The sequence below is a fragment of the Actinoplanes subtropicus genome (assembly GCF_000721705.1).
In the GTDB taxonomy this organism is placed as follows: domain Bacteria; phylum Actinomycetota; class Actinomycetes; order Mycobacteriales; family Micromonosporaceae; genus Actinoplanes; species Actinoplanes subtropicus.
Window position 1 is genome coordinate 81,166 of the sequence record NZ_JOJL01000003.1, and the last position, 14,100, is coordinate 95,265.

13 protein-coding genes and 1 pseudogene are annotated in these 14,100 nt (G+C 70.1%); 5 read left to right on the plus strand and 9 right to left on the minus strand.

Annotated features, from left to right (window positions below):
* Positions 1-18 precede the first annotated feature (18 nt).
* Positions 19-579, plus strand: coding sequence for a hypothetical protein (locus IH26_RS0105060; protein WP_051807559.1), 561 nt, complete (start codon positions 19-21; stop codon positions 577-579).
* Positions 580-898: 319 nt separating this feature from the next.
* Here IH26_RS0105060 and IH26_RS0105065 read toward each other — a convergent pair whose 3' ends face one another.
* Entirely contained in the window at positions 899-1,216 is a 318-nt protein-coding gene (locus IH26_RS0105065) for a hypothetical protein (RefSeq protein WP_030434921.1), read from the minus strand.
* Between the two features lie 1,002 nt (positions 1,217-2,218).
* Here IH26_RS0105065 and IH26_RS59540 point away from each other — a divergent pair.
* The 3 genes from IH26_RS59540 to IH26_RS0105090 all read left to right on the plus strand — a co-directional run bounded on the left by IH26_RS59540 (position 2,219) and on the right by IH26_RS0105090 (position 4,066).
* On the plus strand, positions 2,219-2,866 hold the full coding sequence (locus IH26_RS59540; RefSeq protein WP_157437060.1) for a hypothetical protein: 648 nt from the start codon (positions 2,219-2,221) through the stop codon (positions 2,864-2,866).
* Positions 2,867-3,089: 223 nt separating this feature from the next.
* Complete coding sequence (locus tag IH26_RS59545) at positions 3,090-3,266, plus strand: hypothetical protein (RefSeq protein ID WP_157437061.1); 177 nt, start codon at positions 3,090-3,092, stop codon at positions 3,264-3,266.
* A 554-nt stretch (positions 3,267-3,820) separates the two neighbouring features.
* Positions 3,821-4,066, plus strand: a complete 246-nt coding sequence (locus IH26_RS0105090) for a response regulator transcription factor (protein ID WP_030434925.1) — start codon at positions 3,821-3,823, stop codon at positions 4,064-4,066.
* 9 nt (positions 4,067-4,075) lie between these two features.
* Here the strand turns inward: IH26_RS0105090 and IH26_RS0105095 are convergent, their stop codons facing one another.
* The 8 genes and pseudogenes from IH26_RS0105095 to IH26_RS63810 form a co-directional block, all read right to left on the minus strand.
* On the minus strand, positions 4,076-5,065 hold the full coding sequence (locus IH26_RS0105095; RefSeq protein WP_030434926.1) for an ABC transporter substrate-binding protein: 990 nt from the start codon (positions 5,063-5,065) through the stop codon (positions 4,076-4,078).
* Positions 5,059-5,655 carry a GTP-binding protein gene (locus tag IH26_RS0105100; RefSeq protein WP_030434927.1) on the minus strand — a complete coding sequence of 199 codons (597 nt, stop codon included), beginning with the start codon at positions 5,653-5,655 and terminating at the stop codon, positions 5,059-5,061. The genes IH26_RS0105095 and IH26_RS0105100 overlap by 7 nt, the downstream gene beginning before the upstream one ends.
* On the minus strand, positions 5,639-6,055 hold the full coding sequence (locus tag IH26_RS0105105) for a DUF742 domain-containing protein (RefSeq protein ID WP_084598634.1): 417 nt from the start codon (positions 6,053-6,055) through the stop codon (positions 5,639-5,641). The genes IH26_RS0105100 and IH26_RS0105105 overlap by 17 nt, the downstream gene beginning before the upstream one ends.
* On the minus strand, positions 6,052-6,477 hold the full coding sequence (locus IH26_RS0105110; RefSeq protein ID WP_030434929.1) for a roadblock/LC7 domain-containing protein: 426 nt from the start codon (positions 6,475-6,477) through the stop codon (positions 6,052-6,054). The genes IH26_RS0105105 and IH26_RS0105110 overlap by 4 nt, the downstream gene beginning before the upstream one ends.
* Positions 6,478-6,518: 41 nt before the next feature.
* Positions 6,519-8,981 carry a sensor histidine kinase gene (locus tag IH26_RS0105115; RefSeq protein WP_084598635.1) on the minus strand — a complete coding sequence of 821 codons (2,463 nt, stop codon included), beginning with the start codon at positions 8,979-8,981 and terminating at the stop codon, positions 6,519-6,521.
* A 488-nt stretch (positions 8,982-9,469) separates the two neighbouring features.
* On the minus strand, positions 9,470-9,760 hold the full coding sequence (locus IH26_RS63805; RefSeq protein ID WP_084598636.1) for an acetone carboxylase subunit gamma: 291 nt from the start codon (positions 9,758-9,760) through the stop codon (positions 9,470-9,472).
* Positions 9,750-11,477 (minus strand): hydantoinase B/oxoprolinase family protein, encoded by a 1,728-nt coding sequence (locus IH26_RS0105125; protein WP_030434931.1) that lies wholly within the window; start codon positions 11,475-11,477, stop codon positions 9,750-9,752. The genes IH26_RS63805 and IH26_RS0105125 overlap by 11 nt, the downstream gene beginning before the upstream one ends.
* Positions 11,478-11,508: 31 nt before the next feature.
* Positions 11,509-11,799, minus strand: a pseudogene (locus tag IH26_RS63810) (hydantoinase B/oxoprolinase family protein); the annotation flags it as partial.
* Between the two features lie 134 nt (positions 11,800-11,933).
* Between IH26_RS63810 and IH26_RS0105140 the strand changes: the two are divergent.
* Complete coding sequence (locus IH26_RS0105140) at positions 11,934-14,090, plus strand: hypothetical protein (RefSeq protein ID WP_030434932.1); 2,157 nt, start codon at positions 11,934-11,936, stop codon at positions 14,088-14,090.
* The last annotated feature ends 10 nt before the right edge of the window (positions 14,091-14,100 follow it).

Below are 14,100 nucleotides of genomic sequence, written 5' to 3' on the forward strand. Positions count from 1 at the left end.
GATGGGAGAAACGAGACAATGCTGCTGCGACGAGGCGCTCTCCGGGCCGCCACACTCTGCCTCGCCACCGGCCTGGCTGCGGTCGCCGGCACGGCCGCGGCACCCGGCGCCGCACACGCCGATCCGATCTACTGCGGCCCGAGCAAGTTCATCGACAAGATCGAGGTAGCTGACTGGGGCAACGGCAGATTTCAGATCGTCGTCACACCGAACGGCGAGGCCCGCAATTACGCAGCGTGGGCGCTGGACCAACGCGCGGCGGTGGTCGACGAGTGGCACGCCATCCAAGCCTGCGTACGTGGTCTTTACGGCGGGCTCGCCGACAGCATCTGGCAGCAACTTGATTGCCACCAGCGGATGTCCTGGGCCTGGGACCCGCGCCGCCGAGACTGGTTGACCGGGCCGACCTACGACCTGGAGAGTTGGCGACCGCCGCTGTCGGGGGCGAACCTGGTCAGCGAACTGCGCACGGACTGCCTCAACAAACTCGGCGTCGACGAGAACTCGCGGGTCGTGGACCCGCACCGCCCCGACGACGGGGAGACCGACCTACAGAACGCCTGGGCTGACATCGCCTGAGGGCTTTCCTCCAGTGATGCCCGGCGAGTGGCGGCTCGCCGGGCATCACCTCGTGCTGACGGCACGCCGAGCCTTCGGGGCTTCGCCGCCGGAGAACGCCCGTTCGAACTCTCATGCCTAGGTTCTCTCTGCCGGGTCCGTAGGGGTGTAGTCGTGCCGGAAGACGTCGCTTGGTACGGGCAACAGCGGCTCGATCATCAACCAGAAATGATCAACTGATCGGCAGGACCCGGCCTGGTCCATTCGACGTCGAACGCCTCCCCGAGAGCAACTTGTCCCGAGGAGGCGTCGACCGATACTGGATGGAGTTCGTGTTCGTCTAGAAGAAGACCACTCTCTCTCTGGCACCGGTCTCGGGGTCCTCCACGAAGAACAGCATTCCTTCCTCAGCTTTCTTGACGAGGTAGGCGTAAAACTGCACTGCGCGGTTGAGGACGTCGGTACGGGAGTCTCCGGTGACCTCGCTGGCCACCTCCATGGCAACGACTGCGCGGCGTTGAAAGTTGGCGCTCACCTTCGTCAGCTCCGGCGAGCGATGCCTCGACCCGGCGCCCGCGCCGGTGCCGGTGCCGGGCTTCGTGTCTTCCGTCGGTGATTTGAGATCAGTGTCGGTGGCGTTTCGCGGCTCTGGCGACATGTCGGACTCCTCAAGCGAGATGCGCCGCGCAAGGCACATCCCGCCCTTCTCTTGGCAGGGCAGCAGAGGGAAGGTCGGGCAACGGATGATCCCCGGCCCGGCGCGGGACGAGCGCAAAGACGGACCGGCGGCATTGCCGGGGACGGCCTGGTGGCAGACAGGCCGGACACGGGTTGACGACCCGGAACCCGGACCAGGTCGTAGGGGTGACTCATGGACCGGGCGTGGTCCGAGTCTTTGAAGTTGTCAGGGTCAGAGGGCTAAGGGAAAGGGCATCCTCGATGAGTTGGCGCTCACCAAGGTCACCCGTCTGAGTGAAACCGTTTCATACTCCATCTGTATTATCCAGATGGCCAAGATCTTTGCTGTGACATGAGTCACACTCTCTTCCGCGTTCTTGGAAAGTCTTCCGGATGTATTCCAATCGTACGTCCAATGCCCTCCCACAAACGCCCCGGAGGGTCGTCTGCAACCGGCCAGCACCCGATTTGCCCCTATCGGGGCATGGAATGTAACCGTTTGAGTCGCGATCGGTCACCCTTAGTGGCACTCTACTACTCAGCGCTATACCTGTGGAAGAAAAGCCGGGAATGACGGTTTTGACGCAATGGACAGCGCGGATGCGTCAAGCAGCGTCAAATTGTGACCCCATGGTCATCCCAAGAGGGTCCGGACGGATGACGCGAGGGTACGATGTTCGCCGAGTACTTCCCTCCGGTACACATGGGCGACGCGATTCAAGATCCAACCAGAGGGATTCGCCCCCGGGTCAAAAGCCCAGGGCGTTCGGCTAGGAGGACAGTGTGCCGGCCCCCTCTGACCACCACGCGCTCCATCGCGCCGCGACCAACGGGAACACGAAGCAGGTCCAGGTCGAAATCCTGGACCTCTCGCACGAGATCCCTACCGAGCGGGCAGACCCAGTAACCTGCGACGGCTACCTGGTGGATCCCCTGATCCAGGACTTGCACGAGTCGCGTACGACCACACCCGGGAGTCACGATGGCTACGCCCCAAGAACCTGACCAGCCCCGTCAGGAACCCCGCCGTCTCCACAAGCAACAGCCGTATGCGCACAGAGTTGACTGGCAGAAAGCCGGCGAGTGGTCCTCAGATCACTCGGATACCGGAAACCCGCAGATCAACGAGTATCTCGACGCCGAGAGCGCCAAGCGCGACGAGATCCTTAACACCGAGCTGCGCGTCGACCGCGACGAACAGGGCAAGAGGCGGTTCATCCACAAGCTGGTACTCAGCGGTGACTTCAACCCCATGAAGATCGCCGCGGTGGCCATCGGCGTGACCGCCTCCTTCGTCCTCGTCGCGGTCGTTCTCGCCGTAGCCGGCCATCCCGGGGGAGCCATCGGCGCTCTCGCTCTCGCACTTGTGCCTCTGCTCGCCGCCATCGGTCTCGCCCTCTACGAGAGCCAGACCCGCCGGATAGAAGCCGAGGCCGACGCCGAAATCGCCAAGACCAAGAACACCGCCGTGGTGATCGTGCCGCAGACGCCGGCCGGAATCGAAGCCAAAGCAGCCGAGATCGAGGTCAAGGCGGCCGAGATCGACATCAAACCGGAGACTCTGCTGCGCCAGCCCTTCGAAGAGCCGCCTGCCCCTCGCGCACTCGACGGAGGAGAGCCCAGCGCGTAGCCGGCGGGCCAACCTCAGCGGCCGTGCGAGCCCTCGCCCCATCCCGTTGCGAGGGCTCGCACGGTCGCTGAGGCCTGCTGCCTGACCGCCGCCGTCCTCGGCACATCGCGGCGTCCGCCTCGGTCGACCCGGCCTGGCCCTACCCGCTGGGCTCGGTCGGCCTCAACCGGGAGGGCTTCAGCTGGAACGCCGCGGTGGCGGCCCTGGTCGTCGGGGGTGCCCGATGACCGCCCGCCGGCGGCTTCTGGTGGTCCTGACCGCCCTGGCGTTGGTCACGCTGCCGCTCCCGCGGGCTGATCCTGGACATCTGGCAGTCCGCACGGACGTCGGCGTGGGGCTCCAGCAGCGCGCCGACAGCGGGGCGGCGAGCCAGCAGTGGTCGCTGGCGCCGGTCGGATAGCAGTGGGGTGGACGCCGCGGGCGCCCACCCCTAGCGGCGTCACTCTTTGACTAGTCTGCCCGTGTGATCAAGCAGGTTCTATCCATGGCCGCCGTTGTCGCGTGCCTGTCGGGATGCGCCGCGTCCGCGGCTCCCGCGAGCATCTGGTCGACGCGTGCGCGGCGCTGGTGGAGCGGCTCCTGCGCGCGACGTCGGGGGTGCGGTTCCTGGTCTGGTCACCGGGCGGCAGGCGCTCCCGGTTGCCGGCGAGCGGGTGTACGGGCTGGAACCGCTGCCGACGCCGGCCGGCGACGAGCCGTCGCGAGAGACGGATCCGGACCGCTGGCACGTCGTCCAGTTGTTCACCGACCGGGCGGCGGCGACGGCGCACGGCTTCCGGGTCACGCCGGACAACCGCCGGTACGTGGTGGAGATCTGCCGCCGGCTGGAAGGGGTTCCGCTGGCGATCGAGCTCGCCGCGACGCTGCCCCCCGTGCTGAGCGTGGAGCAGATAGCGGTGCCGCACGGCCCTGGGCGAGACGCGGTACGCGTACGCCTTCGCCCGCGGCAACGCCATGACCACGGACCAGATCGTGGCGCACGCGCTCGACGAGGGGCGGCCCGCCACGGCCCGGGCCGCCGGGTCGTTGACCCCACGCGAGCGCCAGGTCGTCGCGCTCGTCGCGCGGGGACTGACCAACCGGGAGATCGCCACCGAGCTCGTCGTCTCCCGGCGCACCGTGGAAACCCACGTCCAGAACAGCCTGCGAAAGCTGGCCCTGACGTCCCGCGCCGAGATCGCGGCCTGGGTCAACGGCTGATTCCGGGGCTCACCGGGTCGGCAGCCACTTCTGCCAGGTGTCGGGGTGCGCGTCGACCCAGCGCTTGGCGGCCGCGTCCGCCAACAGCTTCTGCTCGGTCATGTCCCGGGCCACCGAGTTCTGGTCGGCGGTGGTCCACTGGAAGTTCCGGACCAGGGTGGCGGCCGGGTTGCCGGAGTTCACGAACGCACTGCGCCCGATCTTGTCGAGGTCGTACGGCTGGTAGTCGCAGGCGACCTTGTCGGCGTCGGCGTCGCAGCCCGGCTTGTACAGCGGCAGCGGGATGTGCACCAGCTTGATCTCGGAGAGCAGCCACTGCGGCTCGTAGAAGTAGCCGATCATCGCGGTACGGTTCGCCTCGGCCTGGCGGAAGGCGGCGATCAGCTTGTCCTCGCTGCCCGCGTACACCACCGTGTAGTCGAGGTCGAGGTTCTTGATCAGCGTGGCGTCGTTGGTGACGAACGACGGGTCGCCGTCCATGAACTGACCCTTGTCGCCGGACTTGGCGGTGCGGAACAGGTCGGCGTACTTGTTGAGGTTCTTCCAGTTCGTGATGTCCGGGTATTTCTTGGCCATCCACGGCGGCACGTACCAGCCGATGATGCCCTTGTTGCCGGTGAGGCCGAGCTCGACGGCCAGTTTCTGGTCGTCGATGTACTTCTTCTTGAGGTCGTCGTGGCCCCAGTTCTCGAGAATCACGTCGACACTGCCGTCGGCGATGCCCGACCAGGAGTCGGTCTCGGTGAGGTTCTTGACCACCACCTGGCAGCCGAGCTTCTGCTTCAGCAGATAGGCCACCACCGCCGTGTTGGCCGCGTAACCGGCCCACGGGTTGTTCGCGATGGTCACCGTTCCGCACGGGACGCCGCTGGGCACCCCCGGCGGCGCGACGATCGCCGCGGTGCTGCCGCAGCCGGCCAGCGCGGCCAGCCCCAGCACGGCGGCGGCCGCCCGGACCCGCCGGGCCAGCCGCCCGCCGCCGAAGTCGAAGGTCACCATGTCGCCGCCCGCTCCCTGGTCAGTCGCTTGGTCAGGACCTCCTCGGTGAGCGCGACCAGCACGCTCTTGACCGACTCGCGGTCGCGCGCGTCGCACTCCATCAGCGGGGTGGCGTCCGAGATGCCGAGGGCGTCCTGGACCTCGTCCATGGCGAACCGGCGGGAGTAGTCGAAACGGTTGACACCGATGATGAACGGGATCTCGTGCTCCTCGAAGTAGTCGATCGCCGGGAACGAGTCCTCGATCCGCTGCGTGTCCACCAGCACGATCGCGCCGAGCGCACCGTCCACCAGGTCGTCCCAGAGGAAGGCGAACCGGTCCTGGCCGGGGGTGCCGAACAGGTAGAGCAGGAGCGCGTCGTCCAGCGTGATCCGGCCGAAGTCGAGCGCGACGGTCGTGGTGGTCTTGCCGGCCACCGCCGACGTGTCGTCGATGCCGATCGACTTCTCGGTCATCTCGGCCTCGGTCACCAGCGGCTCGATCTCGGAGATCGCACCGACGAAGGTGGTCTTGCCGACGCCGAAGCCGCCGCTGACGACGACCTTGACGGCCACCGGCGAGGGCTTCGAATCCCTATAGGGCCCGGACACGATCCCTGATCCTTTCGATCAACGCGGTGGAGATTTCGCCCGGCTGCTCCTCGACCTTCAGGTAGCCGTCGGCGATCAGGTCGGCGACGATCACCCGGGTGACGCCGAGGGGGGCGCGCAGGCCCACCGCGACGTCCGCCACCGACATCGGCTGCTGGCACAGCTCGACGACGCGCCGGGACTCGAACCGGAGCGGGGCCGAGAGAGCGGCCGGGGCCGCCCGCAGCAACGTCTCGATCCGCAGCCCGTCGTGCAGCGGCGTGGTGCGGCCGCCGGTCAGCATGAAGGGGCGCACGACCGGATCCTCGTCCGACACGTAGGCCGGCTCGTCAGCCGGTCGCGCGGGCGTGGGCGCTCCCGCGTACGGGATCATGTTCGAATCCCACGGCATCTGGCTCATCGCGGCAGGTGTTGCCGGGACTCTGCGATCAGCGCCGGCGTGAGCAGGCCACCGAACCGGTCGGCCAGCAGCGAGATCTCGTAGCCGACGAGACCCAGGTCGCTGTCGCCGCCGGCGACCACGCCGAGGCAGCTGCCGCCGGCGATCACGGAGACCAGCAGGAAGCCGCGCCGCATCTCGATCATGATGAGCTTCAGCCCGTCGAAGTCGTAGCGCCGCGACGCGCTGCGGGCCAGGCTGGCGAGGCTCGACACGATGGCGGCCAGCTGGTCCGCCTCGGCCCGGCCCAGGCCGTCCGAGCTGGCGATCAGCAGGCCGTCCGACGACACCGCCACGGCGTCGCGTACCCCGTCGGTCTGGTGCACGAAGTTGCCGAGCAGCCAGTTGAACTGGTGCCGGTCGGCCGAGGTGTCAACGCTCATGGGTCATCCTTCGCAGAGGCGGACGTGGGGGACGTGAACGGTCACAGTTGGCCGGCTGTCTCGGCGCTGCCCCGCTGCACGCCGTCGCGGAACGCGGTCAGCCGGGACCGCACCGCCTCCGGCGTGTCGTTGACCGGGGCCGGTTGCTCGGCCGTGGCGGACGGCGCCGCCGCGGTCGTGCGGGCCTCGCCGCGCCGCGCCTTCGGGGTGCGTTTGCGCAATCCGTTGGGCGTACGCGCGGCCTCGTCGTCGACCGCCGGCGGTGGCGGTTCGAAGGAGTGCAGACTCATGACCTCGCCCCCCGCGGGCGGCGACCCGCCGTCCAGTACCACGTACTCGATCGTGCTCGGCTGCAGCCGCCGGTCCGCGGTGATCCGCGAGCCGACCGGAGCGGGGCTGTTGCCCGGCGGCAGCCGGAGGGCCATCTCGGCGGGCGTCCGGTCCGGGGTGGCCGGACGGGCCGGCCACGCCTGCGCCCGGGCGGTGACCGGGCCGGGGCCGGCGCCCTGGGCCGGGCCGGGTGCGGCGGCCGCTTCGGGCGGTGACACCAGCTCGGCGGGCAGCCCGATCCGGGCCGTCACGCCGGTCACCGGCGACGGCGTCAGCTGGACCTCGACGCCCATCTCGACGGCGAGCCGGCCGACCACGTAGTGGCCGAGGAAGCGGGCCGGTGCCGTGATGAAGTCGCCCTCGCCGCGCAGGCGCTGGTTGGCCCGCTCCAGCTCGGCCGGGCTCAACCCGACGCCCTGGTCGCTGACGGCGATCAGGTAACTGCCGTTGATCAGCCGCCCGTGGATCTCCACGTCCACGTCCGGCGGGGAGAACGCGAGGCCGTTCTCGATCAGCTCGGCGAGCATGTGCGCGATGCCGCTCGCCATCGCGCCGGCGATCATGGCCTCGTCCACCCGGCGCAGGGTGACCCGGCGGTACTCCTCGACCTCGGAGACGGCGGCCCGGATGACGTCGGTGACCGGCAGCGGCCGCGACCACTGCCGCGGGCTGGCGGCGCCGACGAGCACGAGCAGGCTCTCCGCGTTCCGCCGCATGCGGGTGGCCAGGTGGTCGAGCTCGAACAGGTTCGCCAGGCCGGCGGGGCTGGCCTCCTCCCGCTCGAGGCGGGTGATGAAGCCGAGCTGGCGGCGCAGCAGGTTCTGGTTGCGCCGGCCGAGGTTGGCCAGCGACTCGGCGGTCGAGTGCCGCAGCTGCGCCTGCTCGGTCGCCAGGGCGTACGCGGTGGCCTGCACCCGGTCGAACGCGTCGGCCACGAGCCGGACCTCGTCGCTGGCGCCGCGGGACACCCGCACGGGCGTCGGCGGGGAGCCCTCGTCGCCGGCGACCGCGCGGCGTACCGCCTCGGGCAGTTGCTCGCCGGCGAGCCGGTTCGCCTCGCCGGCCAGCGAGGCCAGCGGCCCCGCCACCGAGCGGGAGGCGACCGTGGCCAGGTAGACCGAGCCGGCGACGCAGATCAGCACGGCGGCGAGCAGCACGCCCATCCGGATGGTCGCCTGGTCCTGCAGGGTCGCGGCGCGGGCCTTCATGACCGAGCCGACGTGCCGCTCGAGGGTCAGCATGTCGTCCAGCACCGTGGTCAGCGCCGACCACCAGGACTGCGGGTTGACCTGCAGGTAGCGGCCATCGCCGGAGGCGAGCGCCACCTGCTCGAAGTAGGCGGACTCGCGGGCGGCGCCGGTGTCGAACACGTAGTCGCGGCCGGACTTCTCCGACGCGTTCGCGTACCGGTCGAAGGCGGCGAGCGCCGCGTCCTTGTTCGCGGTCATCGTCACGAACTGCAGGAACTCGCCGGTCTTGAAGCCGCTGGCCGAGAAGACACCGTTGAGGAACGCCCGCTCCTGCGCGGTCGCCTCCTTGACGTCGCCGAGCGCCCGCAGGGCGGAGGCCCCGCGCCGCAGCTCGGTGTCGGTCGAGCTGTCCAGGCCGAAGTCGACGTTGCTGAGCTCGGCGATCCGCTGGGTGTAGAACGCGAACATGGCGGCCCGCCCGGCGGCGCCGGAGTCGGTGCCGGCCCGGATGGCGGAGAGGCCGTCGAGCTGGCGGACCGCGGAGGCGACCCGGTCCTCGACCGTGCCGCCGTCGGCGATCAGCTTCTCGACCGCGGCCCGCTGCGCGTCGACCCGTTGCCGCTCCGGGGCCATCTCGCTCTTGAAGCCGCCGTTGCCGCCGAGCAGGCCGGCGGTCAGGCCACGCTCGGTCTGCAGCTCCTGGATCAGATCCTGGACCGCGAGGTCGAGGGTCACGGCGCGGGCCGTGGCGGCGGCGCCGCGATAGTTGTCGACCTCGCCGACCGCGATGACGGCCAGCAGGACGAGGGCGGCCGCAACCGGCAGGGCGAGGGTTCGCACGATCCGCCGGTGGATCGTCCGGGTCCGGGCCCGCGGCCGGGGCCCGAGGTCGTCCGGCGGCGGTACGACATCGCCCGGGGTCGGCGGGATGGGGGCGGTGATCTCGGACGGGCCGGCGATGAGCGCCGCTGGGCCGCCGCTCATCCCGCGACCCCCGCGGGTGAGTGGCGGACGGCGGCGATCGGGCCGGCGTCCGAGTGTCCTCGGGAGGACAAGCGATCAGCTCCTCTGTCGACTGGCGGCTTGGCGGCCCCCCGCAGCCCCATCCGGCGTGGGGCTGGCACGCAAGTCGAAGTGCTACGAGTGGTGGGACAAAATGCGGCAGTGACGTTACGACGTGGCGGTTGTCTGCACTGTTCCTCGGCTCCCACGGGCACACGGTTATCGCGGCGCGGCCATTCGCTTTCATTGTCGAGAGTGGAACGGCCCGAGCCGACGCCGGGATATAATCGACGCTCGGCCGGGCCTGGTCAACACTATGATCGAATATTTTTACTGATCTGCGATCTCGACCATGGTCCCGGGGCTCGGTGAGCAGGTCAGCACGTCCGGGCCGGCCCCGACCGTATTCGTGATTGCCGATCATTTCCGTCACGTAACGCTCCCGGTCGCTCGGAAACCGTTGTTCACAATTACGTCGACCGGCGGAGAGGGCGGCGGGTGCAGAGGGCGACGGGCAGGTCCCGGCGGAGCCACTCGCCGTAGAACGCCGCCAGGTCGGGCGTGAAGTCGACCTCGACCGGGAAGGTCGGCGGTACGCAGTCCACGTCGAGGACCGTCCCGGATACCGGACAGAGGAACTCGCGATCGTCTCGTCGAAGCGGGCCGGGTCCTTGGGGGCCCGCATCAGGCCGAGAAGTTCCTCCCAGGACAGCTTGCGTTGCACCAGGGCGGCGGTGAGCGAGGTGTCGGTCACGAGAGATTCTCCTTGGTTGGGCGGCTGGACGAGCGCGGGTAGTAGAAGCCGACCGGGGCCGGGGCCGAGAAGTCCGGCTCGCCGGTCTCGGTGTAGGGGAACTCGTCGATCTGCCAGAACGCCTGGTACTGCTTCACCAGGGCGTCGGACAGCTTCGCCGAGCGGGCGAAGGCGTGGTGCACCAGTTCGGAAACGTCGCCGGCGGCGGCCCGGGCCCGTTCGGCGGTCCACCATTCCGACGCGGGCACCGACCGGGCCAGCCGGGCCCGGCGGCGCGCGTCGCGCTCGGCCGACGTGGCGCCGGCGTCGCCGCTGTAGGCGTACGCGGCTCGTGCTCCTTCGACCGTCATCAGGCCGTTGGCCAGGTCCTTCTCGATCGCGGCGGGGTCTCGCTCGAGCGGGTCGCCGTAGCCGGCGCCGCCGTAGTAGAGGACCCCGAACAGGTCGCCGTCGCGCAGGTTGGGCGACCACTGGTTGTCCGGGCCGGCGTACCACTGTTCGGCGGTGATCGTGCCGTCCCTCAGCATCCGCTCGGCCTCGTCGATGCTCGCCGGCAGCTTCTCGCCGCGGGCGATCAGGTCCTTGACGTTGGTTCCGGTGGCCCACAGGCACTTCCAGCCGGCCGGCGGGTAGCCGCCGAACAGGCCCTTGTGGAACACGCCGCCGTTCATGCAGCCGGAGGCGGAGATGGTGACGTTGACGAGTTCGGAGTTGCGGACCATCCACAGCGACTGCCAGGCGGAGCCGCCGCGGAACCGGCCGTAGCCCTGGTGATCAGGGACAAAACCGCGTCCCAGGTACGCGTTGGGCCCGGTCAGCTCCCAGACCTCGGCGTCGCCCTGAATGCCCTCCGAGTTCCAGATCGGGCTGCCGCAGTCCAGGCCGTCGGCCACGCCGCGGGCGCCGAAGCTCTCCCCGGCCATCTCGAAGTCGTTGTAGCCGGTGGGGCTGCTGAACTGGTCGAACCCGGTGACGCCCACCATGCACGTCGGGGTGGACATCAGGATCTCCTCGGTGAAGCCCCGCGCGTACGAGCTGATCCCGATCAGCCGCCAGATGTTCGCGAAGATCGGGATGAGGGCCCACCAGGCCAGCGAGGTCGCGACACCCTGGCAGCTGGCGTTCACGATGGAGCCCTCCGGCAGGTACTGCTTCACCGCCAGGTAGGCGCCGTCGTTCACCCGGCCGTCGTAGTCGAGTAGCTGGGTGAGGGTGATCCAGAAGCCGCCGTTCATCGGGCCGGGCGCGCAGTTGAACGGGTGGAAGCTCCAGCCGGTCGACCCCTCGTAGTCCAGCTCGATCCGCCCGTCGGCCGTGATCGTCATCTCCTGGCGTACGAGGTCGATGAAGTCGTTCTTGGCCAGCGGATGGACGGAGGGCACGTGGCTGCGCTTGTGCACGGGCATGGTCAGGCCGCGGTAGGTGCCCGGGACCATGGTGGTGCGGACCCGCTTGATGAACTCGCGCCGGCCCTCCTCGATGAGCTCCTGGGTGGCCTGCTTGTAGTAGTCGATGCCGAACTCATCGATGATCTTGCCGAGCGCCTCGCGGACCATCAGGCAGCCGGAGAGCTTGGCCTTGTCGTCGAGGATCCACCAGTTCGCGTTGCGCAGGCCCATCCGCAGCCGCAGCAGGTAGTCGGCGCGGAAGTGGTCGTTCTCGCCGACCTTCTCGGCGCTGATGTGCAGGCCCTCGCCGTACCGGTCGGGGGTCGGCACCGACATCCCGGGGCCCCTCGTAGGTGCCCGCCTCCAGTTCGTGGGCCACCGCGCCGACCCAGGCGATCAGCTCGTCGCCGTCGAACACCGGGATCAGCGTCATCACGTCGGGCGTGTGCACGCCGCCGGCCCACACCTCGTTGTTCTCGAAGATGTCGCCGGGGCGGATCTTCGGGTCGTTCTCGTAGCCGTTGCGGATGACGAACTTGATGAACTCGGAGAGGGTGTGTACGTGCACCATGATGCCGGTGGAGAGCGCGATCGCGTCGCCCTCGGGGGTGTAGAGGCCGATCACGAATTCCTCGAACCGGGTCTTCAAGAAACACACCGGCGTGCCGCCCGGCTACTACCGCAAACACCGCTGACCGAGCGAGAACGGCGGGTGATCTGGGAGCGCTCCCATTGACTTTGGTCGATTGATGGCCGATGGTGGTGTGCCCAGGCTGCCACCGGGAGGACGTCGTGGGTCGCGGATGGATCAGTACCGCCGCCGTTCTCGTGGTCGTCGGTGCGCTGACCGCGGCGCCGATCGCCGGCCATGCCGAGGAGACGCCGGCGCCCGACCGGGTGGTGACCCTGCCGACCGGCGAGCGCGTCGTCCTGGCCCCGGGCCCGGGCGGGCGGGCCGTGCGGAGCGTGCAGCCGGCGCCCGGCACCGTGCTCGGCCCGGCGAGCGAGCCGGCCCGGGTGCGCACGATGGCGGTCGGCAGCCACTTCTACGTCGTGCCCGACGAGGCCTTGCCGTACGTCGGGCGGCAGCTCGACCTGGCGCTGTTCGACGTGTCGGCGCCGGTCGCCGGGCTGCAGGTGCAGTGGGCGCCGGGGGCGAGCGTCCACGCCGTACCCGGACTCGAGCTGAAGCCGGCCGTCGCCGGCCGGTCGGCCGCCCGCATCGGCGATCCCGCCGCCTTCGGGGTCGCGCTGGCCAGGGCCGCGCGCGCCGCTCGGGCCGCGCGGTCCGCGGTGTCGGCGGCCACCGGGCCGCTGGCCGGGATCCAGGCGCTGCACGCCGTGGCATCCCCGCCGCCCACCGCTTCCCCGCAGTTCCCGCTGGCCACGCTGACCGTGCGGGGCCTGGACACGCGGGGCGCCCCGGCGTTCTCCGGCAGCGTCACGGTGACCAACGCCGAGGACGTCCAGCGGTTCAGCAGCCTGCAGTCCTTCGTGGACGGCCAGTTGTCGTTCAGCGTTCCGGTGGGGCACTACTCGATCGAGGTGTCGATCACCACGTACGACGCCGGCAACAGGTACCTCGGCGACGCGCTGCTGTTCTTCCCGCAGATAGACATCACCGAGAACGGCACCGTGGTGACCGCGGACGCGAGCACGGCCCGGACCGTCGTTCCGATCCCCGCCACGCCCGACCCCTCGACGCTGGAGCAGCTGCAGGCGACCTACTCCCGGGTCTCCGCGGCCGGCTACGACTCGACCACCGCGTTCATGCTGATCGGCGGCTCGCCGGAGCTGTCGGTCACGCCGACCGCGCCGGTGTCCATCGGCGAGGTGCACTGGTACACGTACTTCCGGCTCAACTCGCCGGCCGGCGCGGCCACACCGTACCTCTACGACCTGGTCTTCCCGTCGGACACCGGCGTGCCGGCGCAGTTCCCGGGCGCGGTGCCGGCGCGCGACCTGGCGGTGGTCGACGCGAGCTACGCGGCCGAGGCCGGGCCGGCGACGATCAACACGTCCCGCGCGTCGTTCCAGTACTGGGAGAAGTTCCCGATCCGGTTCGCCAGCACGGCGGTCGCACCGCTGCGGCGCACGGAGTACGTCGCCGCGGTGCCGGACGTCGGCTGGATCGGCACGGCCCTGGCCAGCCCGCAGGACGGCAACGGCCTGGCGCAGACCCCGATGACCGCGTACGCCGCGGGTGCGCACGCCGTCGACGACTACCTGATGGCTCCCGCGGTACCCGGCGTGGACCGCGGCACCGTACGGCCGGTGCCCTGCCCGATCTGCCGCCAGGGCGACCAGCTGCTGCTGAACCTGCAGCCCTGGACCGACGCCGGCGGGCACGCGGTGCAGTTCGCGACCACCGACACCACGACCGCCACCGTCCACGGCCGGGTCTACGCGGACGGCGCCCCGATCGCCGACGGCACCGGCCCGACCGGCGCGGTCACCATTCCGGCGAGCGCCAAGCAACTGCGGCTGGAGCTGGACACGGCCGTCTCCGCGCCCTGGCGGACCACGGCCGGCCGGGTCGCCACCGCCTGGACCTGGAACACCGCCGCGCCGAGCGGGCCGCTGCCGGACGGGCGGACCTGCGCCCGGCCGGACCAGCCGTGCGCGTTCCAGCCGCTGCTGTTCGCCGAGTACGCCGCCGCGGTGGACACCACCGACGCCGTGCCCGCCGGGGTCGCCACGCCGCTGACCGTGGTGGTGCGCCACCAGGCGTACGACCCGGCACCGGCCGCCGACCACCTCACGCTGGAGGTCTCCGGCGACGACGGCGCCACCTGGACGGCGGTGACCGCGGGCGCGACCGGCGAGGGGCGGTTCACCGCGACCGTGACACCGGCCGCCGGATTCCTGTCGCTGCGGATCCACGCGACCGATCCCCTCGGCGGAACCCTCGACCAGACCGTCCTCCGAGCGCTCCGCGTCGCCGGCTGAACACGGAAGG

Bases quoted from the DNA above. Each gene is read 5' to 3' on its own strand.
- IH26_RS0105125 (WP_030434931.1), bottom strand. From the start codon at position 11,477: ATGTCGGTGCCGACCCCCGACCGGTACGGCGAGGGCCTGCACATCAGC.
- IH26_RS0105105 (WP_084598634.1), bottom strand. From the start codon at position 6,055: ATGAGCCAGATGCCGTGGGATTCGAACATGATCCCGTACGCGGGAGCG.
- IH26_RS0105110 (WP_030434929.1), bottom strand. From the start codon at position 6,477: ATGAGCGTTGACACCTCGGCCGACCGGCACCAGTTCAACTGGCTGCTC.
- IH26_RS0105095 (WP_030434926.1), bottom strand. From the start codon at position 5,065: ATGGTGACCTTCGACTTCGGCGGCGGGCGGCTGGCCCGGCGGGTCCGG.
- IH26_RS0105090 (WP_030434925.1), top strand. From the start codon at position 3,821: ATGACCACGGACCAGATCGTGGCGCACGCGCTCGACGAGGGGCGGCCC.
- IH26_RS0105115 (WP_084598635.1), bottom strand. From the start codon at position 8,981: ATGAGCGGCGGCCCAGCGGCGCTCATCGCCGGCCCGTCCGAGATCACC.
- IH26_RS0105060 (WP_051807559.1), top strand. From the start codon at position 19: ATGCTGCTGCGACGAGGCGCTCTCCGGGCCGCCACACTCTGCCTCGCC.
- IH26_RS59540 (WP_157437060.1), top strand. From the start codon at position 2,219: ATGGCTACGCCCCAAGAACCTGACCAGCCCCGTCAGGAACCCCGCCGT.
- IH26_RS59545 (WP_157437061.1), top strand. From the start codon at position 3,090: ATGACCGCCCGCCGGCGGCTTCTGGTGGTCCTGACCGCCCTGGCGTTG.
- IH26_RS0105065 (WP_030434921.1), bottom strand. From the start codon at position 1,216: ATGTCGCCAGAGCCGCGAAACGCCACCGACACTGATCTCAAATCACCG.